Origin of the sequence: Streptomyces geranii, from assembly GCF_002954775.1 — a bacterium.
GTDB classification, from domain to species: domain Bacteria; phylum Actinomycetota; class Actinomycetes; order Streptomycetales; family Streptomycetaceae; genus Streptomyces; species Streptomyces geranii.
In genome coordinates, this window is the sequence record NZ_PJME01000008.1 from 273,243 (window position 1) to 297,032 (window position 23,790).

Consider the following 23,790-nt stretch of genomic DNA (forward strand, 5'->3'; position numbering starts at 1 on the left):
CTCCTGCTCGACCGGACCCACAGCGAGGTGGACATGGATCGAGGCAACTCCCTTACGGACAAAGGGCTCAGGGTCGTGCAGTGGGCCACGGGCAACATAGGCACCGGCGCACTACGAGCCGTACTGGGCCACCCCGGCATGTCCCTGGCAGGCGTCTACGTCCACTCCCCGGAGAAGGCGGGCAGAGACGCGGGCGACCTGTGCGGAGCGGAGCCTACGGGCATCAGATCGACGCACGACATGGACGAGATCCTCGCCCTCGGCGCCGACTGCGTCCTCTACATGCCACGCGCCTGCGACGTGGACGAGGTCTGCCGAATCCTGGAGTCGGGCGCGAACGTGGTGACGACGAGAGGCGAGTTCCACCACCCCCCGAGCATGGACCCGGCGATACGGGACCGGGTCGAGGCCGCCTGCGCACGGGGCGGCACCTCGATCCACAGCACGGGCAGCAGCCCCGGCTTCATCACCGAGGCCGTCCCGCTCGTCCTGACGTCGATCCAACGCCGCCTGGACCGCCTGACCATCGACGAGTACGCCGACCTGTCGCGCCGCGACTCCCCGGGCATGCTGTTCGACGTCATGGGGTTCGGCAGCGCCCCCGCCGACTTCGACGAGGCCCGCGTGGCCCACGTACGCGACAGCTTCGGCCCGTCCCTGAGCCTCCTCGCGGACGCCCTCGGCCTGCCGCTGGACGCGATCACGGCAACGGCCGAGGCGGCGACGGCAGCCCACCCGACCACGATCGCGGCGGGCACGCTGGAGCCGGGCACGGTGGCAGCACAGCGAATGACGGTCACGGGCCTGCGCGGCCCGGAACCGCTCCTCCAGTTCCGGGCCACCTGGTACTGCACGCCCGACCTCGACCCCGCCTGGGACATCCGCCCCACAGGCTGGCACCTGTCGGTCGAGGGAGACGCCCCCCTCGACGTGGACATCCGCCTGGCGGTCCCGCTGGAACGGATGGCGGCGATGTCCCCCGGCTACACGGCGAACCGGGCGGTGAACGCGGTTCCGGTGGTGTGCGCTTCGGCGCCGGGGATTCGGACGACGGTGGATATGGCGGGGGTCAGGGCGAGGTTGGGCTGAGGGAGGAGGGAGGAGGGGGAGGAGGGGGAGGAGGGAGGAGAGGGAGGAGAGAAGGGGGCGGAACGAAGACGAGACGGAGACGAAGATCAACGCCTCTTCTTCGTCTTCTTCTGCTGCGGCGGGGTCCACTCGCCCCGGTGCAACTGGCAGCGGGAGTAGCCGATCATCGCCGGCTTCTGGCACCGCTTGCCGGTCTTGGTGTTGGTCGACCCGCACTTGACCTGCTTGCCCATGAGCCCCCACCTGTCCGGCCGAAGGTGTCGCATGCCCACCCATCGTCACCGGCCGCAGCCACCCGACGCCTGCCTCTCCACCGCAATCGTCCGGTTCGCTCCCCTTTATGCGTGGATGACGACGCTCACCGACTCCCCGCCGAAGGAGCTGACGGAGCCGACGGCTTTGCCGACCGTGGTGAAACCGTGGTGCGTGGTGCGACGTCTTGATGTACAAGACCGGGAGAACGTATCCGAGTTACGCCATCTCGGGCCTGTCTGGATGTATCAGAGAGGATGGTGCGAAATGGCGCACCGGAACCGTTCCCGTCGCTTGTCCCGCGCTGCGGCTCTGGGCGTGGCCGCCACGGCGACGGCCCTGCTCACGAGCTGCACACCGAACAGCAGCCCACCGCACGACACGGCACGAACCCCCTCGCCGTCGGCCACGGCGTCAGCGTCGCCGGGTACTTCGGCGGCCACGTCTGGCGGTGGCTGCCGGTCACTGCCGGTGGCGCCCACCACCAAGGCCGACGTCACGGCGGCCTACCGCGACCGGACCCAACCACCTCTCGTCCACATCGCTCCGGTCAAGGGCACGTTCTACTACGGCAGTTGTGACGGAACCCTCTATGCCGGAACCCGATTCCAGCTCACTCCCGGCAGCACGGAGACGGAGCAGGTCGCCCTCCAGGACGACGGAGCCGCGATGAAGTACTTCGTCGACCGCCCCGACACCGGCTGGCGCTACACGGCAAGCGACGGTTTCCCCGCCGACCCCGACGGCTGCGCCGCCATCACCCAGATCCCGCCCCGCCTCGCGGCCCTGTGGAACGACTGCGAGCAGTGACGCACAACTGACGCAACGATGGAGACGGCGATGAGGGGACTGAAGGAGCCGTCGCCGTTGAGGTCGCCGACGCCGACGATTCCGGAAGGGTGCTTGCGGGACTTTCGTTGGGAACGGCACTCTCTAAATCGCTATGCACCTTGGGAGAATCACTCGCCCGGACGGCCGGTACAGCGCAGATGGCGAGTTCGCTCACCCAGTCCAACGACGTTCCGAAGATTCCATGCCTGACGCTCCTCACCGCCGGCAGGAACTTCAAAGCGCATTCGCAGGTGAGGAGCAAGCCGGTGCATGAGATCCACTCCGTGTTCGAGCCCTTGGCCAGGCGGAGGATCCGGGACGTCCAAGTACCCGGCTTCGTCGACCGTGATGAGGCCGTTCCACGGTTCACGCCGCTGGCGGACAGCGTCTACCTGGCCCTTGACGAGGGATACTTCCGGCTCGACTCGGTCGGCAATCACGGACAGTTGGCCATGAGCCTGGTCACGGCGACCGAACCTTCTCCGGCGCTCCAGGGCGAGGACGAGGAGTTCACGCTCGCTTCCTGCGGCGATTCCTTCCTTGCCGACTCCCACTCCGAGTATCGGATCACACGGATTCGCTATGCACTCAACAACGAGTCCGTACCTGGCAGCGGAACGGTGAGGTGCGCAGAGTTCGAGTTCGAGAATCACTTCATCGTCTTCGCCGACCCGATGTATCACTTCGGAATCCGGTTGGAGGGCGTGGGCGCCTACGACCGCTGGATCAACGACAGCCGAGATGAGCCGGCCACATTCGGGCCGACCCGTGAGGGGGTCTGGGTGCCGGCCACGATCACCTGAATCCAGATATCCACGCCGAGGCGCTCCAGAAAAGTGTGACCGAACGTGCAGAAGCTCCGTTGAGACAGGCGCGACCTCAAATCGCCTGTCTGCAACGGAGCTTCGGCAGTTCGTGGCTCTGAACTCGCGGTCGGCCGCGCTCGCCAGGAACCTGGAAGAAGAAGAGAAGCTGCCCGGCTCAACCCCTGAACTGCCGATCGTGGTGCTCGACGCACTCATGCTCACGACTCAGCGCATGGTCATCAACCGTCAAGGCTCCACGGTCTGGGAGGCGGAGAGCCACCGGGGTCACTACACCGTGAAGACTGCGCCGAACCCGGCCGGACCAGCAGTCTCCCGCTGTCTGATCTCAGCAACCGCACCCTCGATGTCGAAGGGCCCCGCTGCGAACAGCGGGGCCCTTCGACATCGTGCCCGGTGAGGCACTGGCGGAGGATACGAGATTCGAACTCGTGAGGGGTTGCCCCCAACACGCTTTCCAACTCTGCTGGTTGCCGTTCCTGGTAGTTCAGACCCGTTCAGATCCTGTGTGTCGCAGTCTGCTGACACGGCCTTGAACGAGCACGAACTACCAGGGATGAGACTGCCGTTGAGACTGAGCGACAGCGTCAGGGGCACCACTCCTCCGCAACGTCAGAAGTCGCTAGGCCTCCAACCTGTCGCATAGAGATCGAAAGTAGCGAGAGCTCTCTGAAGGCGCACGCTAACTTCTTGGTTCCCGATCGATTCTTTGAGCTGGTCGACTGCAGAAGAAAGTCTACTTTCGCCACCATAAACAGAAATAAGAGGTTCCCAAGCGAGTCTATCCTCAGAATTAACGACAACACTGCCAAGGGTGTTGCGCTTACTGGGGGAAAGTGCCGTTTCGAGGAGTCTAGCGGTCACGTTTGGTGAATCAGCTGATGCGATAGCGAGTTCTCCTGACTCGGCATCGCAATCGATTGCCTGAACCACCGTTAGAAGCAACTCTCTCTCCGTTTGCAGAGCATCGGCAGGTGCTGACTTCAGGTACTCTTGTAGGTCGGCTCGAAGTTCAGCTTCAAGCTCTGGGGTGATTACTTGTCCTTCCGAATGCTGCTGCTTCCCCACCAAGGAGAGGAATCTGAGACGCGCATATGGACTTTTGGTGGCTTGATAAACTACCCGTGCCACGAGGTCCGCATTTTCTGGTTCAACTCTCTGCATCAGTTTTTTCGCTGGCCGAAGTGCGGTATATTCACGCCTGCCGAGGTCGAACATGCCAGATGACTCCTCACTAAATCGGGGGAGTAGGTCCAACAGAGCGACCACGATTGGCGGGATGCGACTAATATCGATCGTTTCCACATGTGAAAGGAAGCGGTCGAGTGCGTCTTCTAGGTGAAGATCCGGGATGGCGGAAAGGGCATTTCTGAATTCTTGTTCATCTCCTGTTGCATAAACAATCGAGTCAACCTGACTGCTCGGAGCAGCGCCAGACGGCAACTCGCGATGCAAGTAATACTTTAGAACAGTAGCGTGTGCCACTCGACGGTCGCGGCGCCATTCTTGTAGGGAATCGTTGCCGTGCCACATGTTTTCCGTGTGGACCTGAGCTGCTGGAAAGACGAACCGAATTATGGCCCGCCCCACGTCATCTGGTAGCTCTGCCTGGAGGGCAGTCACTACTTCAGCGTCAGCAGCCAAAATGGCTTGGTTGCGTGTTTCCGATTGCCAGCTGTGGATCGCTGTCAGCGCGCGAACGTTCTGCGATATTAGATCATGTGCGGCCGGTTTCATCACGCGGACTGCTTCGAGGGCTACGAGATCTGGAATGGCCACCTCGCCAGCCGCAGAACGGACTGTGAGCGTGAGTGACGACAAGAACCTCTTTACATCCCTGACCGTGGAGAAAAGAGGCCTCACTACTTGCCAAAAAACGTCCGGGAACCGGTTCTCGTCCGGCGCTGTGATTGTTGCATTGGTTAGAGCCGTAAGCATCCCTATGCGAAGAACGGAAGCAAGAGCCTCGTCTGCAGCCGGCGGTACTTCGACGGACGTCTTTACGATCTTCTCTAGATAGGCGGCACCATTTAGCCCTTCTTCGCCCAGAGCATTTTCTACCACCTGCCTGTCAAAGCATAGAAGGTAAACGACGTTTGGGAAGGAGCCGTTGAGTCGAACAAGTCGGAATAGGTCGCGGATCTCTTGGCGCGTGAGTCGGTCGATATCGTCGATTAGGACAACGATTCTTCCGTCTAGACTACTCAAAGCTTCGGAGATTTCGATTCTTTGGTCGTGGACACTTGTGGCAAGTGCTTGAGACACTCCTTCTGCAGTCTTCTGTGCAGCGTCAAATATTTGCCCGACGCCCGGGATGAATTTGACCGGAGATAGCGACGTGGAGTACCTGCTGAACTTCTCGGCGATACTCGCAGTAGCATCCTTGAGTCGTTTTTTTCCGCTCCTTTCACTTCTTAGCTGCCTGGTCATTTCATCGAAAAAGAACCGCATTAGCTGATCGGTCCCTGAGAAGAACCAAGGGTTGAAATCGATAACTTGGATGGAATCTTGTTCGCGTAGGATATTCGCGGTCAGGTTTAGTAGCGAAGTTTTGCCAGTCCCCCACTTTCCAGTAATAGCTACTACAGCGCCGCGTTGGGCATTCATCTCCCGTACTTCGTCGGCTATGGCAATTGCCAGGCGTGACCGGTTTAGAAGGTCGTCGCCGGAGCTGAGAATGGGGTCGTCACCTGTGAATAGGGCCGATTGATCGTTGTTGCCGAGGAGCGGATCAGTCATGACATCACCTGACTTGAGAGGCACGGCGGAGTCGCAGCCTATGCCGCAGCGGCGACGTTGTCCGGAGGTTGTGGTTCTTCAGTCAGAAAGGTGCACATCTAGGTTGACGGAGCGGCTTTGAGACGAGTGATCATGGCTCTGTAAGCTTCCGGCGAGTCGGCAGTCCGTAGACCGGCCAGTTGGGGCACGACGTTGGGACCATGATCTTCGAGGCTCGCCCCATGGTGACTTGCCTAAAGCTGTGGAGCCGACCACCCCAGCCAAAGGGTGCCTCCCCAAGCTTCATACGGGCAGCTCGCGTCGGGCGTGGGCCTTTGTGGAGGGGTGGGAAGTTCACCGGGCTCATGCGGCGACGGCTTTCAAGACCGTTCCCTTAGGCCGCTCGGGCAACCCACCTACGTCCCGCTCACCAGGGGCGGAGCGGGTACAGCGTACCGGCACCGAGCGTTTCGCGTGTTGCTGGCCCGCATATGGCCCGCAGACCAGCGATCATGAGGTGAATCGCCAGCGGTTGGCGGCGGTAGGTGCCCGTCCGACCGCGAGCAGATGAGAGCTGGCTGCCAGCAACTCAGGGTACGGCTCAGCCATCCGGGCGGCGGTCATGGCGGACGCAATCACCACTGGCAGAAGGCCAGTGCGGCATCGTCGCCGGACTTGTAGCGTGGCCATCGGCGACCGGTCGGGTCCGTCGCCTCAACCTTCCGTACATTGTCGATCAGCTCGCGGGGTCCACCGGTGCGGAGGGTCGCGAAAACCTCAGACCATGTCGCCATTTTGTACTCGCTGACGAGCCGGGAGACACCGTCGGACATGACGAGTGCGGCTTGTGCGTCTCGGAGCGGCGTCGTTCCGGTCAGCGCGTGCTCAGCCGCTTCCGGGCCGGCCGAAGCGACCCAGTAACCGTCTGCGGTGTTGCGGATCTGTCGCTGAGCATGCACGAAGCGTTTCAGGGCTTCCTTGTGCTCCGGTGTGTCCGTCTCGTGCTGTTCGACCTCGGCTCTCAGATGGGGAAGAACGTCGTCGACGCGTAGATCCGTGATCACCGAGTAGTCCGCATGGCCCTCGATGACGATCGGCGAGTCTGCGAGAACGAGGTGGTCAAGGTCTCTGTCCCGATGCCGCAGGACTGCGACCGTGGCTGAGGGTGTCCCCGGATTGTTCAGGTCGCACTCGGGGTGCATCGCGGCGACCTGTTCGAGAGCATCAGCCAACCCCTCTGAGAGCGGCCGTTCTGGCGCTGCGAGTGCGGCCACAAGCTGACTACCGAGCCGCGCGACGTACCACGGGACGCCGTGACGGCATCCCGTGTTCAGACCCGCCGTACTCAGTCCGTCCAGCACGATGGCGAGCGTGGACGTACCAGCCACCCAGTCTTCATTGGGATTGGCCCCGCCAGGGTGGGTGTCGATGGAGACTCGCATGATCACGCCTCATGTCGATACAACGGGGTGACACGCCGACTCTCCAGCACGTCAAGCGTCTTCGGATCGTAGCGGCATGAAATGAGTGTCGAGAAGCGACGCGTACGCACCTCTCGGTACAGCTCTGCCAAGTTGTTCTCCAGGTAGTGAACAACGCCGTTCGCGCCGATCGCGTGGACTCCTGCGATGTACAGGAACGTCCCCTTGCCGTCCAGACGGGGGAGTCGACCGAGGTAACCGAAGTCACCGGCCGTGCCGTCCTCATCCATCGGAGACCGGAACTGCTGACCCGTGTTCTGGTCCACCAGGTGCCAGGCTCGATCCTTTTCAAACCGCAGGTTGTCATCCCCTTCGAGCACCATCGCCACGATGGGGGACAACCGTGGGCCGCATATGACGACGTGGTTGTCACGGTTGAGGTTGATCATTCCGGTTGGCGGGACCACCTCGTACTTGCTCTCAAGTTTCATGCTGCTCAGCAGCGATCGCAGATGATCGAAGTTGCTGATGTCCTCCCTGGTGACCACCTCGCTGGGGTTCTGTTCGGGGGTCTTGCCGGCCTCGTACTTGCCACCTAGCGACACGGTCACCAGGTCCGTGCCGAAGAACGCGCGTTCGGGGGGTGGGCCGGCGGATGCCAGTTGTCCTACCCGGCCGCGACTCACTCCGAGCCGCTTGGCGATCTCGGCCTGAGTCATGCCGGACGCCTGTGCTTCCTCGATGGCCTCACGCCGGATGCGTGACAACTCCAGCACCCAGCCCTGATACGTAGCCATCAGGTCTATCGCGGCTTTGGCTCGGTCGACCGGGTCGGTGGTCCCTGAGACCTGCTCCATGTCCTCGTGCACGAGTCTCCATCCATTGCTTAGGGGGGCTGTCGAACTCTATCGCAAGAGGGGGTTGCGCGACGGTTCGGCTTTGCCTATGGTCTCTAGCAAGCAGGACGGCAAGCCCCCCTAAGCAAGCCGGGTGGAGCTGTCTTAGCTGGTTTGACCTGCACGGATGTAGTGCCGTTGTTTGAGAACTGAACAGTGATCGTGCGGGGCTGACGCGAGGGCGGCGGTCACGGTAGGTGCCTAGGGCGAGGGTCCGGGGGCAAACCGTCGTGATGTACGCAGCTCTCCCCCTATGCGCCTGGCAGGCGCCATCCGGTGACGGGTGTGGGGTAGTACAGCGTGGCTCCAACGCACGTGGCGGGATGAGACAGACCGCCCCCGAGACGACCGGGTGACGTCGTCGGCGGCACGCCACTCTGCACCGTTCGTGCAAGCCGCCTGCTGGCGTCAGAGCAGTGACGATGACGCACCCGAATTCACCGGCTCGGGACCGGTCCGCCCCGCAAGGGCCGACCGGTGAAGCCGTTTCCCCTTCTCGCTGAGGGAGGTCGGTGTGAGCCGACGACATCCCCAGGCGCCGCCGTGAGGACCGACCGACGGCGCCGTACCTCCCCGGTCCATCCCTGTTCCGCAGCGTGAGCGCTGCGGCCGGCTGCCTCTCCCACCCGTCCGGGCCCGCTTCACGCGGGGACCGTACGGGTGGGAGCGCGGGGAGCCGGAGCCGTTCGTCCGCCTGCTCCACACCCCGACCACCAACCCGGAGGAGAACCCCTTGTCCCGACGTGAGAGCACCGGCGGAGTCTCGTTCCGTGAGCGGGTCAGCCGCCGACTCCAGGCCACCGGTCAGCAGGTCGCCGGTGAGCGCGGGGCCCGGATCGCCAATCGGATCTCGGAAGCCGTCGGCTGCGGGCGCATCAACATCTGCGGCGACCCGAACTGTGGCGACTGCGCCCCCACCACCGACCTGACCTCCCCGGAAGCCGTCCAGATCGGCCAGGCGGTCTACGACCGGATTACGTCCGGCGAGTGCACGGACGCGGTGGCGGAACTGAACGAGGCATACGGCCGCAACGCCTGACCAACTCCCCCTCGACACCCAGGAGTTCCTGTGATCACGACGCTCATCGCCGTGTTCGGCACGCTCGCCGGCGCTACCGTCGCCGGGGTCATGCAGCACCTGACCGCGACCCGTACCGCCCGCACCGCCACAGCGGAGCAACGCCGCAAGGCACTGGCCGACGCGATACCGGCCCTGCTGGCCGCGCTGGTCCGTCACCGCGAGCAGCAGTTCCTGAAGATCGTGGCCCGCCGTGAAGGGCAGGCGGACACGACGGAGGCACGCCAGGCCCGTTACGCGGCCCGGTCGGCGGTCACCAGCGCCATGGACGTCCTCCACATGACCACCCGGGAGGGCGGGTTGCTCGCCATCGCGCAGGAGGCCGTGGACGCTGCCTTCGCGCTCGGTGACGTGCCGGATGCCGAGGTGGACGCGGCGGGCCTGCGGGCCCGCAAGGCGCACACCGCGCTGCGCACCGCCGGCGGCGCTCTCCTCTACACCTGACCACTGCTCGGCACATCAGCCCCGGTCTTTGGCCGTGAGGGCGCCCGATCGGATCGGGCCCGGGGCACTCCGGCCGCTGCTCAGCGGTCGTGCCGCGCCTTTGCGCGGCCCACCATCCCCTTCAACGGCGCGCGGCGCCCGGGTTGCAGCCCGGGCGCCGCTGTTCGGGCCGTTGCACCTGCTAGGGAGACCACGACCCATGAACCCCATCGTCACTGTTCAGGATGCTGTTACCGCGTTCGCCGACTTCATCGAGCCGACGGCTGCTGAGTTGGACGCCATCGAGCGCGAGATGCCGCTCATCTTGGCGCAGGTCGACCTGTTGGACGCGCAGATCATCACCATGGACCGCACCCCGACCGAGTTGGACGTGCGGCGTGTCCGCCGGGCCCGCCGCCGGGTGCTGGCCGTCGGCCGCACCCTGGCCAACGGCGTGCAGCTCGTTCCGGGGGTGGGCGCGTGAGCACCACCCCGGAGGAGAACCTGACGGCCGCGCACGCTGAGGTGAAGGCGGAGATTGCGCGGACGGATACCAAGACCGGTCTGTTGCTGGCGTTCGTCGGCGCGGTCCTGGCCGGCACGTGGACCGTCGCCCGGGAGCTCCCGCTCACCCCCGCCGTGCTCGCGGTGGGCGGTACGGGCGTCCTCGCGCTGGTCGCGGCGGCGGGCCTGCTGCTGCGCTCGGTCCGCCCGAACCTGAGCGGTGGGCGGGGGTTCCCGCTGTGGGCCACCCTCACCCCCGACCAGATCACCGCCGTGCTCGCTGAGGACATGGTCGCGGACGTCGCGGGTCTGTCCCGGATCGCGGTGGTGAAGTTCACCGGCCTCAAGCGCGCGGTCGACCTGACCTGCACGGGCGGCGCCCTGCTCATCGCCGCCGCCCTGATCGCGGCGGGGGGTGCGGCATGAACGCCAAGACCGTTCTGCCCGCTGTCGCGATGACGGCCGTGTCCATGGTCCTCACCCTGGCTGTGGTCATGATGTGGCTCGGCACGGCTGTGCCATGGCCGGTTGCGCTGGTCGTCGGGGTAGGGATCGACGGGGGCTGGCTGGCCACCCTCGCCTACGAACGCCGCCTCGCGGCCCAGGGCGACCACAACCGCACCGTCACCGCCGTCGGTTGGTCGTTCGGTCTGATCGCGGCCGGGGTGCTGGTCGCGCACGCGCTCACCGCTGAGGAGTCCGCCGGCGCGTGGCTGGCAGTGGCCTGGCTGCCGATCGCGGCCAAGGCCCTGTGGCTCGTCCACGGGCTGTGGGAGCGCACCGCGCTCACCCCCACCGCCCTCGGAGCGATCCGGGACATCCAGCAGGAGGCCCGTGACGAAGCCGCCGTTGCCCGCGCCCGACTTCGGGCCGAGGCCGCGACCGAAGAGACCCGGCTGACGGCCGTGACGCACGCCGGGGCGCGCGTCGCACGTGTCCAGGCCAGGACGGCCAAGTCTCTTGCCGGGGCGTGGTCGACGCTGGAAGCGGCGCGGCAGGGAGACGACACTGGTAGGGCGCTGAGCAGCGTGACGAGCCGCGTCACACCCGACGTCACACCCCGCTGGGACCTGCCCGTCTGGGGACCCACCGAGCCCCTGACGGCCCGCTCGCTCGAAGCGGCGCCCTCGCTCACCGACCAGGAGCTCGACACGCTGGTCGACGAGATCCGGCTCAGCGAGACCCCGGCCCTGTCCTACCGGGAGATGGCTCTTCGCTTCCGTACGGCCGGCCACTCCGCTTCCGAGGTCCGCCTGCGGGCGGCATGGAAGCGGGTGGCCTGATGTCCGCCGCCTACGGCAAGTGCTACGACCCGTCGGGTGCCCTGTACGGGGTGCCCACCTTCCCGTGGAAGTTCGCCCCCGACGACGACCAGTTCGCCACCCGCCGCCAACTGCGGGCCAAGGGCTTGCGTCCGGGCGGTCAGCCGATAGCGGCGCAGGTCATGCGCGTCAACCGGCGCGCCGGCGGGGTCCGGGTCGCCTACCTCTACCGGATCGACCTCGCCAAGCCGGTACGGCCGATGACCTCGCGGAAGTGGGGCGCCCTCGCGCTGGCGATGCTGGCCCGCCGCACCTGCCCCAACTGCCAGGTGATCTACGACTACTGCATGCCCCGCTCGCTCGGCATGTGCGTCCCGTGCGCCTTCCCCGAGCCGATCCCGAACGGGAGTTGACCGTGTCCAAGTCCGATATCCGTCGTCTGGACCGTGAGATCCAGAAGGTCGCCGCGAAGCTGGAAGCGGTCAAGCGGGGTGAGTCGTGGCCCCTGAACGGTGCCGAGCGCCGGGCCATGGCCCGCGCCACCGTCAGTGGCTCCTACCGGGTCGTACGCGGCAAGAGCACCGCCCGCGCCGAGCGGCAGATCGACACCACCACCGCCAACGCGGAAATGCGGCTGACCGCCGAACTCACCGCCCTGCACGGCGAGAAGCAGCGCGTGATCACGGAGGCCGCGCGTGAGAAGGCGGCGAAGAAGCGTTCCGGCTGGTTCTGACCAGCCAACCCAGCACGACCAGGCGTCGGGGCGGCCCGCTCTTTCCACGGACCCGGCCCGCCCCGACACCCCTTCCTCCCAACTCCCGCCCCCCGAAGGGGGCAGTCAGGAGCAGTACCAGCATGACCGAGAACGTTGTACGTCTCGTCAAGACCCCGCCGACCGACCCCGAGTCGGAGGTGACGCCCACGGTGTTGACCGTGGTGCCCGACGCCCCGCCCGCGCCCCCGGTGCCGCTGGTGCCGTTGTGGGTGCGCTCGGGGCGGGCGGTGAAGACCGTGGTGACGCACGAGGGCACCAAGTCCGCTGTGCGTGCGGTGGCGCGGCACAGTCTCTACACGTTCAACGGCGGCCGGATCGTGGCCCGCCGGACGTGGGACGGGAAGACCGGGGCCCGGTACGAGCGCATGATCCGCACGGCGGAAGCGGCCGGGAACCTGGAAGCGGCCGAGGAGTGGGAGGAGCGACTGTCGCGGTTCCGCCAGGCCCGCCACCACCGCCGCATGGACCTGCTCCACTCCCCTGTGGAGGCCGCCAAGGGCCTCGCGGTCGGCACCGGGGTGGGCATCGGCGTGCTGGTCGCGCTCGGGGTCGTGATGGCGATCAACAACCACGACATCGGCGACGTCATCACCCCGCTGAAAGCCACGATCGAGTTCATCGCCCTGCTCATCCGGATCGTCCAGGTCACCTGGGGCACCGCCCTGATCGTCGGCCCACTCCTCGCGCTGTTCGCGCTGTGGGCGGTCGGCAGCAAGCAGCAGGCCGCACCCGCGTGGGCGCTGCCCGCCAACGTCCGCAACGGCGAGGGTGAGCCGATCACCCCCTCGATCGTGGTCAAGGCCCTGCGGGATCTCGGGGTGCCCGCGCTGCGCAACGCCATCAAGGACATGGGCGACGCCGGCGCGAGCATGCTGGGTCCGATCCGGATCGCCGGATGCGGCGTCGAAGTCGACGTCACCCTCCCCTCGGGGGTGTCGACGATCGAGGTGCAGCAGCGGCGCCGCAAGCTCGCCGAGAACCTCGCCCGGCACGAGCACGAGGTGTTCATCACGATCCCGCAGGCGGCTCGCACGGTGCGGCTGTGGGTGGCCGACTCGGGTGCGCTCGATGAGCCGATCGGGCCGTCTCCGCTGGTCACGGACGAGACGATGACCGCCGACTACGGCAAGGGGAAGGCCCCGTGGGGGCAGGACCTGCGCGGCGACATGGCGGCGCTGAGCGTGTATCAGCGCCACCTGCTGATCACCGGGCTGTCCAACCAGGGCAAGACCGTCGCCCTGCGCTCCCTCGCCCTGTGGCTCGCCCTCGACAAGTCGGTGCAGTTCTGGATCGGCGACCTCAAGGGCGTGGGCGACTGGGGCATGTTCGACGGTCTGGCCACCGTGCTCATCCAGGGGCCGACCGATGACCACGTCATCCAGGTCACGGAGATGGTGGAGGACGCGGTGGAGGAGATGAACCGCCGTATCCAGGCGCCGCCGGGAACGGTGTTCCCCGCCCTGATCGTGATCGTCGACGAAGCACAGATGGCGTTCATGTGCCCGGTCGTCGACGACGAGAAGCGGCCGTACGGCGGGGCGAAGGCCACGTCCCGGTACTTCATGGCCGTGCGCAAGATCCACAACCAGGGCCGTGCGGTGAACGTGCTGATGTGGCAGGGCACGCAGGACCCCACCGACCAGAACCTCCCCAAGCTGGTCCGGGAGGGTGCCCACACCCGTGCCTCGCTCGCGCTCGGGACGGAGTCGCAGGCTCGGATGGCGCTGGGTGACAAGGCAGTTGACGGGGGCGCCGCCCCCAACCTGCTGCGCCCGGGGCTGGACCAGGGAACGCTGGTGCTGGCGTCCTCCGGCATCGACATCCCCGCCGGGCAGGCGTCCATCACGGTGCGCACGCACTACATCGACGACGACGCGGCCGAAGCCATCACCGACCGCGCCAAGGCCATGCGCGACGGCATCACCACCCTGCGGGTCATCGATCGGGCCGAGGAGCGAGACGCGCTCGCCGACATCGCGAGCGTGCTCGGGGACACCCCGCGTGTCCTCACGCAGGAAGTCCTCAAGCGGCTCACGGTCCTGGACACGGACACCTACGGCGGCTGGTCGTTCACCGACCTCACCCGCGTGCTGGACGGCACCGGAGCCGAGCCCTACAAGTCCGACGGCCGCAAGGTCGTCGGCGCCGAACGCGTCGCCCGCGCCCTCGCCAGCCGCGACACGGACGGTTCCGCTTCCGCCGCCGAGTGACAGGGAGGCGACCCCCGGCGGGTCAGGGAGGCAGGGAGAACTCCCTGACCCCCTCCCTGGCCCGCATCCCTGGCTCTGACCTGCACAAATGATCGTCAGGGAGGCAGGGAGGCACCGCAGGTCAGCCCCCTCAAACCCCCTCCACAGCCCACCTGTCAGGGGGTGTCCCCGCCTCCCTGGCCCACTGCCGGAAGGGATTCCGCATGTACCCCAACCACCTCCCCCACGCCCCCGAACAGCGGGCCGTAGACGTCCACTACCCCACCCCGATCCAGCCCGCCACCGCCGCCCCGGCACCCCTCGTTCCCGTCCAGCCCGGCACGGTCCCGGCGGTCGCGTCCGTCGTCCTGCCGGACGGACGGGTCGTCACCGGCTACGCCATCACCCCCGTCCACCCCGACCCGGTCACCGCCACCCCGCCGGCCGTCTCGCGTGCGGCCGTCAACGTCGCCCTCGGGGGCGTCGGGTTCCTCGCCGTGTGCGGCGGACTGCTCCTGCTCACCACGTTCATCACCGCCCTCACTGCGCTGATCACCCAGCTCATCACCCTCGCCGCCGTGATCTTCGGCGGCTGGATCGCCATCCAGGTTTTCGGCGCGAGCGGCCACAAGAGCGCCACCACGGTCCACATTCGTAAAGCGATCTTCAAACGCAACCACTTCCACGGCTGATCACAGCCTCACCACGTCAGAGCCGATCCGTGGTTACTGGCCATGCGTGTCCCGGGCACCCAAGTCATCACGCATTGCGCGCCGCATCTCCTGCCAGCGTCGCCAGAACCAACCCAAGTACGCCTCGATTTCCTCGAAGGATCCCTCTGGGCCCGGATGGCCTTCCTCCAAGTCTTTCGTCCTGCCATACGCAATTCCCAAGGCGATGGCCAACTGGTCCAAATGATCAAGAACAGCGTCAGAGGCAACCATCTGCGCCTCGGCGAAGGCCGCGTGATGCGCATGGCGTGCTGCCTCAAGCTCCTGCTTGGCAGCGTCGTCGACCTCTTCTCGACGAACACGCCAGAGATAGATCATCAATTGGACGCGATACCTGCTCATAGCGGCGTTCGCCGCGATGTAGCACGCACGCCGCTTCTCGAACTCCATCTGGAACCGCTCCCGCTGCCACGCTCCCTGGGCCGCTCGCTGCTGCCGATCGAAGTCCGCAGCCAGAGCTTTCGCCTGTGAGCGCTGCGAGAGCACGGGCGCCAACAAGGTTCCCGTCACACCGAACACCGCTGCAATCAGCGCGATCAGCGCACTACTCACGGCTCCCCCGTCTCCCAAAAAGCAGGGCGGCCCCACTCTCGCCAAAGAACTGGGACCGCCCTAGCCCAACCCGTCCTGATCAGACCCGTTGGAGGTCATCCAGCATGACGCAACCCACCCCCATCCGGCGAGCCCTACCGCCAGCCGCCCGCCCGCTCGCGGCGGGAGCTCCCGCCGCGCCCCGGATGCGGTTCTACCTGACCACCCACAAACGGCACTGGCTGCGCCTCACCGACGTGCCGCTGTTCCTGAAGTCCGAACACTTCGCGCGCGCCGTCAAGTGGGACGTGGCCCAGGGCCCTTACGCCATCGACTCCGGGGGCTTCATGGAGTTGAAGGACAAGGGCACCTGGACCCGCCCGCCCCGCCAGTACGTGCAGGACCTGCGCCGCATCTGGGAACACGTCGGCCCCTACGACTGGGCCGCCCCGCAGGACTGGATGTGCGAGGACGCCATCATCCACGGCGGCTGGTTCGGCGGACAGTACTTCGCTGGCACCCACCTCAGCGTCGCCGAACACCAGCGGCGCACCGTGGCCAACTTCCTCGAACTGCGCTCCCTCGCCCCCGACCTGCGCATCGCTCCCGTCCTCCAGGGCCGCAGCATCCCCGAATACGAGCACTGCGTAGAGCTGTACGAGAAGGCGGGCGTCGACCTACGGGCCGAACCCGTCGTCGGGCTCGGCTCGGTGTGCCGCTTGCAGTCCACCCGTCAGGGCGCCGCGATCGTCACCGCCATGGCCGCACACGGCTTCAAACTGCACGGCTTCGGCTTCAAAATCCTCGGACTCGAACGCATCGGTCACCTGCTGGCCTCAGCCGATTCTGCCGCTTGGAGCTCCCACGCACGCCGCCGCCCGCCCCTGCCCGGCCACACCCACAAGAACTGCGCCAACTGCATCGACTACGCCCTGGCCTGGCGCGAACGCGTCATCAACGCCATCCCCACCCACCACCAAATGCTCCTGACCGACCGGAGCGCAGCATGACCCAACCCACCACCATCCGACGAACCCCCGGCTCACGGCCGCGTCTGCTGGACGTGTTCTCCTGCGCCGGCGGCGCCGCAACCGGCTACCAGCGAGCAGGGTTCGACGTCGACGGCTGCGACATCGCCCACCGCCCGAACTACCCCTTCCCCTACCACCACGGCGACGCCCTCACCTACCTCGCCCACCTGATCGCCACGGGCGAGATCCGCCGGTACGCGTTCGTGCACGCGTACCCGCCGTGCCAGGCCGGATGCGCGCTGACCGTGGGCACCAACGCCTCCCAGGGGTGGGGCGGCACGCACGTCGACCTGGTCGCCCCGACGCGCGTTCTCCTCGAACGGACCGGGCTGCCCTACGTCATCGAGCAACCCAACGGCCGCGCCGAGATCCGCAAAGACCTCACCCTGTGCGGGGAGATGTTCGGACTCGGAGTCATCCGTCACCGCAACTTCGAGTTGGGCGGCTGGACCGCCGCACAGCCGGCGCACGTCCCCCACCGGGGCCGCGTACGCGGCTGGCGACACGGTGAGTACTTCGACGGCCCGTACGTCGCCGCGTACGGCAACGGCGGCGGCAAACCCACCGTCCCGGAGCTACAGGCCGCCATGGGGATCACGTGGACCGACGTGCGGGAGGAACTCACCGAAGCCATCCCACCCGCCTACACCGAGTTCATCGGCCGCGCCTACCTCATTACCGCAGTGCTGGACGGGAGGGCCGCCGCATGAGCGACCACCTGCGGACCGCGCTCAGTCTGGCGGCGGCCGGTGTGCCGCCGCTGCCGCTGCGGGCGGGGAAGGTGCCGTTCGGCAACTGCCGCACCTGCGCGAACAACGCGTGCGGCGGACGGCCGAACATGAAAACCCCCGGCCCCTGTCACTGCCCGGCGCCCTGCCACGCGTGGGCCGCCGCCACCACCGACCCGGACGTCCTCAACTCGCCTGCGTGGGCGCGGGCGTGGCGCGAGGCGGCGGCGGTGGCCTACCACCCCGGCGGCGCCGGCCTCACCATCGTCGACCTCGACAACGAGGACGCCATCACGTGGGCCCGTACGACCCTGCCCGCCACCCTGACCGTACCGACCACCCGGGGCGAGCACTGGCTCTACCAGGGCGCCATGCGATCCGCCAACGCCGTACGGCCCGGTGTCGACATCAAGTCCCTTATGGCGTACGCCCGTTGGCTCGGATGGGGCAGCGGCGCCATGGCCGCCCTCCCGGACGCTGTGCGCGCTCTGGCACTAACGGATCCCCCTCCCGCCCGTTGGACGCCACAGACCCTCTCAGCGCCCCTGGGAGGCCAGGGCGGGGTGTGTCGTCACCGCTCGCCCGTGTTCCTGGACCGGGGCATCGCCATGGCCGTACAGAGCATCACCGGCGCCCGTGAGGCGGTGCACGCGACCGTCTACCGGACGTTCCTCGCCGTGCTGTCCACGCACGGCCGGTGCGGCTGCCTCACCCACACGCACGTCGCCCGGCTGTTCACCGCAGCGCAGGCCAAGGGCGAAACTTCCCGGCACTGCACGGACGCGTGGACCAATGCCCTCACCACGTTGGGACTGTGACCATGGCTGACGAAGAGAAGAACCCCGCCCGCCAGATCATCACCGACTACGCGCAATCCCACTTCCGCTACTTCCGCACCCCGGACGGAACCGTCTACGCACAGAAGAACGGCCAGCCCATCGCCCGCCCGATCCGCTCCCAGGGCACCACCGGCAGCCACCGCCAGGAACTCATGGTCGGCCTCTACCGCGACGGACGCGGCGCCTTCAACGGGTCGGCCCTGAAAGAGGCGCTGGACCTGATCGAAGCCCTCGCACTGACCGAGGACGTACAGCCCGTACACATCCGCGTCGCCCCCGGATACGAAGGCGCAACCTGGCTTGACCTAGGACGCGACGACGGACGGTCCGTGCGCATCCACCCCACCGGATGGGACATCCTCACCCCCGACCCCCGCGAGGTCTGCTGGCGGCGCACCCAGCTCACCGGCGAACTCCCCCTGCCCGTCAAGGACACCAACGGCAAGGGCATCGACCTGCTCATGCGGCTGTGCAACTTCGCCGGCGCGGAGAACGAGTGCCTGGCCATCGCCTGGCTGATCGGCTGCCTCGGACCGTCCGTCCCGGTCCCCGCCCCGTTCCTCACCGGCCCGCAGGGCGCGGGCAAGTCCACCGGCGGACGCATGCTGGTCCGGATCATCGAGGGCATGAGCGGGGACCTGCGCCGCGCCCCCAAGGATGAGGAGAACCTGATCGCGGCCGTCGCGGCGGGATGGGTCACCGCACTGGACAACCTCTCCCACATGTCACCGGACCTGTCCGACGCGATGTGCTGCATCGTCACCGGAGCCGAAAGCGTCAAACGCGCCCTGTTCACCGACGGGGACGTCTTCCGCGTCGGCTACCGCCGCCCCCTGCTCCTCACCGGCATCGACGTCGGCGTCATCCGGCCCGACCTCGCCGAACGCCTGCTCCCGCTCCGCTTGGAGCGACCCCGCGTGCGGCGCACCGAGGCCGAACTGTGGGCGGAATACGCGGAAGTACTGCCCGTCGTGCTCGGGTCCCTACTCGACCTCACCGTCAGGGTGCGCGCAGCGCAGGCGGAGACCCCCACCGACCTGCGCATGGCCGACTTCGCCCACCTCTGCGCGCAACTCGATGCGGCCACCGGGCTCGGAGCGCTGGCCGCGTACCGGGCCCGGCTGGACGACCTCAACGACGACGTCATCGAAGGCGACCTGCTGGCCCAGACCGTCCTCCGGCACGCCGACACCATCGAACCCGGCAGCGCGCAACGCATGACGTCCACCGAGTGGCTGGCCTGCCTCAGCCGCCTCTACGCCGGCGACGAACTGCGCGCCCTACCCAAAGGCTGGCCGACCACCGGCAAGGTGCTCTCCGACCGCCTCAAGCGCCTACAGCCCACCCTCGCCGCCCGGGGTGTACTCATCGACTCCGGCCGCACCAGCCAAGGCCGGTACCTCGAAATGACCCGCCCCGCCCCGGCACCCCCATTCGACCAACCCCGGATGCACTGACCGCCCTCCCCACCCTCACCCGGACAAGCAAGAGGAGCACCAGTCGCCCCGACGACGCGTGCTCCTCTTGCTTGTCCGGGGCGCAGCCCCGCCCCAAGGACGCGCCGCGAAGCGGCCCCTTCTTCGCGTTCCGAACAGCACCGCACCACACCAGAACACCCCCTCTCTTTGTCCTAAGAGGGAAGACCCTGCGTCATCCGCGTCAGGCGAGCCCGGAAACGGCACCTGACCTGCGGCTACAGGCATGCCGCAGACGGCCGCGCCTGCGTCATCCTGCGTCATCCGCGTCATGGGCCACGTCACGGATGACGCTGCCCATGACGCATCCATGACGCAGGCCCCACCCCTCGCGTCACCTAAAACCGCAGGTCAGAAGCTTGAATGACGCTGCCGACGCAATGACGCAGAAATCCACACCTCGGACAGACACGCGCATCCGCCACCTCCGCAAGGCCCCTGAGAAGCAAGGAGTCGTGCCCCGTGACAGGCGACCAGACACGCAACCTCGCCCTAGTCCGTACCGAAGTCGAACTCTCAGAAGACGCTTTCGACCCCACCCTCCTCGCGGTGAGGGTGGAAGAGGCTGCCCGCCGTCTGAGCATCGGCCGAACCACGATGTACGCCCTCATTCGAGATGGCGCCGTGCAGACCGTGCCGATCGGTCGGTCCCGTCGAGTTCCCGTCCAAGCACTCAGCGACTACCTCGCTCAGCGCATGCAGTCCCGTCCCATAAACGCAGTCGCGTAAGGAGTCCCATGGCCAAGCGCGCCAAGCGCCCCGATGGCGCATCGTCCATCTACTTCGGCAATGACGGTTACTGGCACGGCCGCGTCACGGTCGGCGTCTGCGATGACGGGAAGCCCGACCGGCGCCACGTCAGTAGCAAGGTCAGTGAAGCGGAGGTCATCAAGAAAGTCCGTGCGCTGGAGAAGCAGCGCGACGAGGGGAAGGTCCGTAAGCCCGGCCGGCCGTGGACCGTTCAGGCATGGCTGCTGCACTGGGTCGAGGAGATCGCCAAGCCGTCCGTACGGGAGAACACCTATGCCGGGTACGAGGTGGCCGTTCGGGTGCACTTGACTCCCGGGTTGGGTGCCCACCGGCTGGACAAGTTGGAGCCTGAGCACCTGGAACGCTTCTACACAAAGATGCAGGCCAACGGCAGCAAGGCTGCCACGGCTCACCAGGCGCACCGCACGATGCGTACGGCCCTGAACCATGCCCTTCGACGCGGCCATGTGACGCGGAACGTCGCGACGCTCGCAGTGCCTCCCAGGATCGAGGAAGAGGAGGTAGAGCCGTACGACATCGAGGAAGTGCAGCGTCTCCTCTCCGAAGCGGCCAAACTGCGCAACAGTGCCCGCTGGTCCATCGCTCTCGCCCTGGGACTGCGGCAGGGCGAAGCTCTCGGACTGCGCTGGTCGGACGTCGACCTTCAGAACGGCATTCTCCGAGTCAGAAAGAACCGGCTGCGGCCGAAGTACCTGCACGGCTGCGGGGGAGAGTGCGGCCGAAAGCCCGGGTACTGCAAGCAGCGGGTCCGGAAGAACGAGGACACGGCCCCCACCAAATCGCGGGCCGGCCGCCGGGTAATCGGTGTGCCCGGCGAATTGGGCCGACTGCTGGAACTGCACCGCAAGGAGCAGGACCGGGAACGTCGCCTGGCCGCAGACGAGTGGCGCGAGACCGGTTTCGTCTTCACCTCTCCCTTGGGTGAGCCGCTGGTGCCCAGCACGGACTACGACGCGTGGAAGCAACTCCTCACCGACGCCAAGGTGCGGGACGGCCGGTTGCACGACGCCCGGCACACCGCCGCCACGGTCCTGCTCATCCTCGGTGTTCCGGAACGGGTCGTCATGCAAATCATGGGGTGGTCGTCGACCGCGATGGCTGCCCGCTACCAGCACGTGACGGGCGGGATCCTGGCCGACGTGGCGCAGCGGGTCGGCGGTCTCATCTGGGAGGTGGCCAAGGCTGCCGACGAGGGCGGCCCGAAGGGCTCCGCAGGGTCGCGTTGAGACTGTAGATGAGACTGCAACCGTCGAAGGGCCCCACCGCGAACGGTGGGGCCCTTCGACATCGTGCCCGGTGAGGCACTGGCGGAGGATACGAGATTCGAACTCGTGAGGGGTTGCCCCCAACACGCTTTCCAAGCGTGCGCCCTAGGCCACTAGGCGAATCCTCCGCCGGGAACATTACATGACCTGAGGGGGTGGTTGCGAACTCGTTCGGGCCCTCCGCGATCAGGTACGCTGGGCCTCAGCCCCTCACGCGGCGCTATCTGACTGAACTCCCCCAGGGCCGGAAGGCAGCAAGGGTAGGTTGGCTCTGGCGGGTGCGTGGGGGGTCTTCTGTTTGGCCGCGGTCGGGCACGGGACCGGCGCGGCGGGAGCCGTCGTCAGGGTGCGGCTGTGGGCGTGCAGGAAGACGCGTTCGTCGATGTACACCGCCAGGAAGAAGACCAGCGCCACGCCCAGGCCGATCACCGACGGGTGATGGCCCGTGGTCGGAGCCAGTACCGCAGTCATCGCGAGCCACAGGAACACGTTCGGTGTGTTCTGGGTGATGAACATGTCCCGCCCGAGACCCGCGCCGTGCGGGCGTACCCGCAGGAACAGCGTCGTCAGCAGGCGCAGGGCCGCCAGTGCCGCACCCGTGACCGTCATCGTCAGGAGCAGCCGTGCCGCAAGGCCCGCCGTGTCCGGGCCGGTCAGGCCCACCGGTGGGGTGAGGGCGAACGTCGCCACCGCCGCCAGGGGGACCAGGGCGAGGCCGCCGAGCCAGTTCCAGTTGGTGCTCAGGGCGCCCGCGCGGATGGGGTCGCGGTGGCGGAGGGTCTGGGCGGCGACGCCGGGGAGGGCGAGGGCGGCGACCAGGACCACCGCGTACGTCAGGAGCGCCGGGCCCAGTGCCGCCAGCGTGTGCGCGGCGTGCGTGCCGGGGAGGGCGAGCGGGAGCGCCAGTCCGGCCAGCAGCAGGGCCGGGAGGGCCAGCGAGGCGGCCACTGTGTGCCGTATCGCGAAGAAGTAGTCGCCGCCCCAGAGGAGCGACAGCGTCGGCGCCATCAGGGCCGGGGGCAGGAGCAGGAACAGGCCCGCGAGCTGGAGGGGGAGCGCGTGGGTCGTCCAGAGGAGGGCCAGGCCCAGGGCCAGGCGCGGTAGGAGCAGCGGCCACGCGGTGCGCAGGCTCGCGACCGGGCCGCGCAGGGCCGGCGGTGCGACGCGCAGCATCGCGAAGAACGAGCCTATGGAGAGGAGGACGGTCAGGGTGAGGGTGAAGGCCCACGGGGGGACGCGTACGCCCAGGAGCAGTTGGGCGGCGACCCCGGCCGTCGCCGCTCCGGCCACCAGCAGGGGCAGTCTGATCTCGACGATCTCGCCCAGGTCGTTGAGCAGCCCGGCCGCCGCCGGGGCCGCGACCGCGCGGCGCAGGTCCTGTTCGGAGAGCGGGCGGGCGTTGGGGATCTTGAGATCGCGGTACGCGGACGGGTCCGCGTCGGCGACCACCAGCGCGAACATCTCCACGATGTACTTGTGAGCGACGACCAGAACCGTACGTCCCGCGCGCGAGGCGGGCAGCAGTACGTCGCGGTGGTACGCGGCGACCCGGTCGTACATCTCCCGCCAGCTCTCTCCGCCGGGCGGCGTGCCGGTCGGGGAGTGGAACGCCTCGGTGTAGCCGGAGAAGCCGATCGACTTCTTCACCAGGCTCTTGTTGCGCCCGCTGTAGCTGCCGAAGTCGCGTTCCACGAGCGCCTCCTCGGACGTGATCAGGGCCGGTCTCGCGGGAAGGCGGTCGATGATCATCCAGGCGGTCTCGCGGGCGCGGCGCAGGGTGGACATGTGCACCTCGTCGATGCGTACGCCGGACTCGACCAGCGCGGCGACGCGTTCGGCCGTCTGTTCGGCCTGTTTGATGCCGAGGTCGGTGAGGGGGGAGTCCAGCCGTCCAGCGAATCGGTTCTGCTCATTGGCGCCCGATTCGCCGTGGCGGATGAAGTAGAGCGGCATGTGGTCGTTCCTCAGGGGTGGGGGTGAGGGTGGGGGTGAGGGTGGGCCAAGAGGGAGCAGAGGGGGTGGTGGGGGTGTTGGGGAGCGCTCCCACTCTTGAGCTTTCAAGTTGATGGTGGGTTCTTTGTGTTTCATGTGAAATGCGCCAAGGGGAACTTTTGGGGACTCTTTGCCGTCAGGAGAGGCGGTGGCGGAGGCAGCGGG

The 23,790-nt window shown here is 67.1% G+C and carries 25 protein-coding genes, 1 tRNA gene, 1 other RNA gene and 1 pseudogene; 21 read left to right on the forward strand and 7 right to left on the reverse strand.

Translation table 11 applies throughout. The annotated features are described in order from the left end of the window. Positions 1 to 33 precede the first annotated feature (33 nt). Positions 34 to 1,089 carry an NAD(P)H-dependent amine dehydrogenase family protein gene (locus CW359_RS15010; protein WP_105970421.1) on the forward strand — a complete coding sequence of 352 codons (1,056 nt, stop codon included), beginning with the start codon at positions 34 to 36 and terminating at the stop codon, positions 1,087 to 1,089. 86 nt (positions 1,090 to 1,175) lie between these two features. On the opposite strand, the gene CW359_RS45825 is transcribed toward CW359_RS15010, so the two are convergent. Beyond that, the gene (locus tag CW359_RS45825) at positions 1,176 to 1,322 is read right to left on the reverse strand and encodes a hypothetical protein (RefSeq protein WP_198655219.1); all 147 of its coding nucleotides are present in this window, start codon (positions 1,320 to 1,322) and stop codon (positions 1,176 to 1,178) included. Positions 1,323 to 1,812: 490 nt separating this feature from the next. On the opposite strand from CW359_RS45825, the gene CW359_RS15015 reads away from it, so the two are divergent. Together CW359_RS15015 and CW359_RS15020 are read left to right on the forward strand one after the other, a co-directional pair. Then, complete coding sequence (locus tag CW359_RS15015) at positions 1,813 to 2,151, forward strand: hypothetical protein (RefSeq protein ID WP_105970422.1); 339 nt, start codon at positions 1,813 to 1,815, stop codon at positions 2,149 to 2,151. Positions 2,152 to 2,330: 179 nt separating this feature from the next. Beyond that, positions 2,331 to 2,975: a hypothetical protein gene (locus CW359_RS15020; protein WP_105970423.1), complete on the forward strand. Its 645-nt coding sequence runs from the start codon at positions 2,331 to 2,333 to the stop codon at positions 2,973 to 2,975. 633 nt (positions 2,976 to 3,608) lie between these two features. On the opposite strand, the gene CW359_RS15030 is transcribed toward CW359_RS15020, so the two are convergent. The 3 genes from CW359_RS15030 to CW359_RS15040 all read right to left on the reverse strand — a co-directional run bounded on the left by CW359_RS15030 (position 3,609) and on the right by CW359_RS15040 (position 8,004). Further along, a complete protein-coding gene (locus CW359_RS15030; protein WP_105970424.1) occupies positions 3,609 to 5,735 on the reverse strand; it encodes a KAP family P-loop NTPase fold protein in 2,127 nt (708 codons plus the stop codon). Positions 5,736 to 6,349: 614 nt separating this feature from the next. Then, the gene (locus CW359_RS15035; protein WP_105970425.1) at positions 6,350 to 7,156 is read right to left on the reverse strand and encodes a protein phosphatase 2C domain-containing protein; all 807 of its coding nucleotides are present in this window, start codon (positions 7,154 to 7,156) and stop codon (positions 6,350 to 6,352) included. 2 nt (positions 7,157 to 7,158) lie between these two features. Then, positions 7,159 to 8,004 carry a sigma factor-like helix-turn-helix DNA-binding protein gene (locus tag CW359_RS15040; protein ID WP_105970426.1) on the reverse strand — a complete coding sequence of 282 codons (846 nt, stop codon included), beginning with the start codon at positions 8,002 to 8,004 and terminating at the stop codon, positions 7,159 to 7,161. Between the two features lie 760 nt (positions 8,005 to 8,764). On the opposite strand from CW359_RS15040, the gene CW359_RS15045 reads away from it, so the two are divergent. From CW359_RS15045 to CW359_RS15085, 9 genes are all read left to right on the forward strand, one after another. Then, the gene (locus CW359_RS15045) at positions 8,765 to 9,070 is read left to right on the forward strand and encodes a hypothetical protein (protein WP_105970427.1); all 306 of its coding nucleotides are present in this window, start codon (positions 8,765 to 8,767) and stop codon (positions 9,068 to 9,070) included. A 30-nt stretch (positions 9,071 to 9,100) separates the two neighbouring features. Continuing rightward, on the forward strand, positions 9,101 to 9,553 hold the full coding sequence (locus CW359_RS15050) for a hypothetical protein (RefSeq protein WP_105970428.1): 453 nt from the start codon (positions 9,101 to 9,103) through the stop codon (positions 9,551 to 9,553). 199 nt (positions 9,554 to 9,752) lie between these two features. Continuing rightward, positions 9,753 to 10,016 carry a DUF6284 family protein gene (locus CW359_RS15055; RefSeq protein WP_105970429.1) on the forward strand — a complete coding sequence of 88 codons (264 nt, stop codon included), beginning with the start codon at positions 9,753 to 9,755 and terminating at the stop codon, positions 10,014 to 10,016. Further along, positions 10,013 to 10,462: a Pycsar system effector family protein gene (locus CW359_RS15060; protein ID WP_105970430.1), complete on the forward strand. Its 450-nt coding sequence runs from the start codon at positions 10,013 to 10,015 to the stop codon at positions 10,460 to 10,462. The genes CW359_RS15055 and CW359_RS15060 overlap by 4 nt, the downstream gene beginning before the upstream one ends. After that, the gene (locus CW359_RS15065; RefSeq protein ID WP_105970431.1) at positions 10,459 to 11,319 is read left to right on the forward strand and encodes a protein spdB; all 861 of its coding nucleotides are present in this window, start codon (positions 10,459 to 10,461) and stop codon (positions 11,317 to 11,319) included. Before CW359_RS15060 ends, CW359_RS15065 begins: the two co-directional genes overlap by 4 nt. Continuing rightward, a complete protein-coding gene (locus CW359_RS15070) occupies positions 11,319 to 11,711 on the forward strand; it encodes an RRQRL motif-containing zinc-binding protein (protein WP_105970432.1) in 393 nt (130 codons plus the stop codon). Before CW359_RS15065 ends, CW359_RS15070 begins: the two co-directional genes overlap by 1 nt. Positions 11,712 to 11,713: 2 nt before the next feature. Then, entirely contained in the window at positions 11,714 to 12,031 is a 318-nt protein-coding gene (locus CW359_RS15075; RefSeq protein WP_105970433.1) for a hypothetical protein, read from the forward strand. Between the two features lie 122 nt (positions 12,032 to 12,153). Next, complete coding sequence (locus CW359_RS15080; protein ID WP_105970434.1) at positions 12,154 to 14,283, forward strand: FtsK/SpoIIIE domain-containing protein; 2,130 nt, start codon at positions 12,154 to 12,156, stop codon at positions 14,281 to 14,283. Between the two features lie 203 nt (positions 14,284 to 14,486). Beyond that, positions 14,487 to 14,954: a hypothetical protein gene (locus CW359_RS15085; RefSeq protein WP_105970435.1), complete on the forward strand. Its 468-nt coding sequence runs from the start codon at positions 14,487 to 14,489 to the stop codon at positions 14,952 to 14,954. Positions 14,955 to 14,987: 33 nt separating this feature from the next. Here CW359_RS15085 and CW359_RS15090 read toward each other — a convergent pair whose 3' ends face one another. Further along, a complete protein-coding gene (locus tag CW359_RS15090; RefSeq protein ID WP_105970436.1) occupies positions 14,988 to 15,545 on the reverse strand; it encodes a hypothetical protein in 558 nt (185 codons plus the stop codon). Positions 15,546 to 15,649: 104 nt separating this feature from the next. Here CW359_RS15090 and CW359_RS15095 point away from each other — a divergent pair, with 104 nt between their 5' ends. The 6 genes from CW359_RS15095 to CW359_RS15120 all read left to right on the forward strand — a co-directional run bounded on the left by CW359_RS15095 (position 15,650) and on the right by CW359_RS15120 (position 21,594). Then, a complete protein-coding gene (locus tag CW359_RS15095) occupies positions 15,650 to 16,534 on the forward strand; it encodes a deazapurine DNA modification protein DpdA family protein (RefSeq protein ID WP_232838398.1) in 885 nt (294 codons plus the stop codon). Beyond that, positions 16,531 to 17,265 carry a DNA cytosine methyltransferase gene (locus CW359_RS15100; RefSeq protein WP_105970438.1) on the forward strand — a complete coding sequence of 245 codons (735 nt, stop codon included), beginning with the start codon at positions 16,531 to 16,533 and terminating at the stop codon, positions 17,263 to 17,265. Before CW359_RS15095 ends, CW359_RS15100 begins: the two co-directional genes overlap by 4 nt. Beyond that, complete coding sequence (locus tag CW359_RS15105; RefSeq protein ID WP_105970439.1) at positions 17,262 to 18,101, forward strand: bifunctional DNA primase/polymerase; 840 nt, start codon at positions 17,262 to 17,264, stop codon at positions 18,099 to 18,101. Before CW359_RS15100 ends, CW359_RS15105 begins: the two co-directional genes overlap by 4 nt. A gap of 2 nt (positions 18,102 to 18,103) precedes the next feature. Beyond that, complete coding sequence (locus CW359_RS15110; RefSeq protein WP_105970440.1) at positions 18,104 to 19,579, forward strand: ATP-binding protein; 1,476 nt, start codon at positions 18,104 to 18,106, stop codon at positions 19,577 to 19,579. A 573-nt stretch (positions 19,580 to 20,152) separates the two neighbouring features. Beyond that, positions 20,153 to 20,326: a helix-turn-helix domain-containing protein gene (locus CW359_RS46440; RefSeq protein WP_269805593.1), complete on the forward strand. Its 174-nt coding sequence runs from the start codon at positions 20,153 to 20,155 to the stop codon at positions 20,324 to 20,326. An 8-nt stretch (positions 20,327 to 20,334) separates the two neighbouring features. Then, positions 20,335 to 21,594: a tyrosine-type recombinase/integrase gene (locus CW359_RS15120; RefSeq protein WP_105970442.1), complete on the forward strand. Its 1,260-nt coding sequence runs from the start codon at positions 20,335 to 20,337 to the stop codon at positions 21,592 to 21,594. 79 nt (positions 21,595 to 21,673) lie between these two features. Here CW359_RS15120 and CW359_RS15125 read toward each other — a convergent pair. Beyond that, positions 21,674 to 21,761: transfer RNA gene (locus CW359_RS15125), tRNA-Ser, on the reverse strand. Between the two features lie 73 nt (positions 21,762 to 21,834). Here CW359_RS15125 and ffs point away from each other — a divergent pair. The 3 genes from ffs (at position 21,835) to CW359_RS15140 (ending at position 23,113) form a co-directional block, all read left to right on the forward strand. Beyond that, an RNA gene (ffs, locus tag CW359_RS15130) (signal recognition particle sRNA small type) lies at positions 21,835 to 21,931 on the forward strand. Positions 21,932 to 22,401: 470 nt separating this feature from the next. Then, the gene (locus CW359_RS45250; RefSeq protein WP_157968544.1) at positions 22,402 to 22,737 is read left to right on the forward strand and encodes a hypothetical protein; all 336 of its coding nucleotides are present in this window, start codon (positions 22,402 to 22,404) and stop codon (positions 22,735 to 22,737) included. 106 nt (positions 22,738 to 22,843) lie between these two features. Beyond that, complete coding sequence (locus CW359_RS15140) at positions 22,844 to 23,113, forward strand: hypothetical protein (RefSeq protein ID WP_157968545.1); 270 nt, start codon at positions 22,844 to 22,846, stop codon at positions 23,111 to 23,113. On the opposite strand, the pseudogene CW359_RS47565 reads toward CW359_RS15140, so the two are convergent. After that, positions 23,089 to 23,721, reverse strand: a pseudogene (locus CW359_RS47565) (histidine phosphatase family protein); the annotation flags it as partial. The gene CW359_RS15140 and the pseudogene CW359_RS47565 sit on opposite strands and share 25 nt — an antisense overlap. Positions 23,722 to 23,790: the final 69 nt, after the last annotated feature.

Excerpts from the sequence above, each read along its gene's own strand:
- CW359_RS15010 (WP_105970421.1), top strand. The coding sequence starts at position 34 with ATGGATCGAGGCAACTCCCTTACGGACAAAGGGCTCAGGGTCGTGCAG.
- CW359_RS45825 (WP_198655219.1), bottom strand. The coding sequence starts at position 1,322 with ATGGGCAAGCAGGTCAAGTGCGGGTCGACCAACACCAAGACCGGCAAG.
- CW359_RS15020 (WP_105970423.1), top strand. The coding sequence starts at position 2,331 with ATGGCGAGTTCGCTCACCCAGTCCAACGACGTTCCGAAGATTCCATGC.
- CW359_RS15030 (WP_105970424.1), bottom strand. The coding sequence starts at position 5,735 with ATGACTGATCCGCTCCTCGGCAACAACGATCAATCGGCCCTATTCACA.
- CW359_RS15035 (WP_105970425.1), bottom strand. The coding sequence starts at position 7,156 with ATGCGAGTCTCCATCGACACCCACCCTGGCGGGGCCAATCCCAATGAA.
- CW359_RS15055 (WP_105970429.1), top strand. The coding sequence starts at position 9,753 with ATGAACCCCATCGTCACTGTTCAGGATGCTGTTACCGCGTTCGCCGAC.
- CW359_RS15065 (WP_105970431.1), top strand. The coding sequence starts at position 10,459 with ATGAACGCCAAGACCGTTCTGCCCGCTGTCGCGATGACGGCCGTGTCC.
- CW359_RS15070 (WP_105970432.1), top strand. The coding sequence starts at position 11,319 with ATGTCCGCCGCCTACGGCAAGTGCTACGACCCGTCGGGTGCCCTGTAC.
- CW359_RS15080 (WP_105970434.1), top strand. The coding sequence starts at position 12,154 with ATGACCGAGAACGTTGTACGTCTCGTCAAGACCCCGCCGACCGACCCC.
- CW359_RS15085 (WP_105970435.1), top strand. The coding sequence starts at position 14,487 with ATGTACCCCAACCACCTCCCCCACGCCCCCGAACAGCGGGCCGTAGAC.
- CW359_RS15095 (WP_232838398.1), top strand. The coding sequence starts at position 15,650 with ATGACGCAACCCACCCCCATCCGGCGAGCCCTACCGCCAGCCGCCCGC.
- CW359_RS15100 (WP_105970438.1), top strand. The coding sequence starts at position 16,531 with ATGACCCAACCCACCACCATCCGACGAACCCCCGGCTCACGGCCGCGT.
- CW359_RS15105 (WP_105970439.1), top strand. The coding sequence starts at position 17,262 with ATGAGCGACCACCTGCGGACCGCGCTCAGTCTGGCGGCGGCCGGTGTG.
- CW359_RS15110 (WP_105970440.1), top strand. The coding sequence starts at position 18,104 with ATGGCTGACGAAGAGAAGAACCCCGCCCGCCAGATCATCACCGACTAC.
- CW359_RS15120 (WP_105970442.1), top strand. The coding sequence starts at position 20,335 with ATGGCCAAGCGCGCCAAGCGCCCCGATGGCGCATCGTCCATCTACTTC.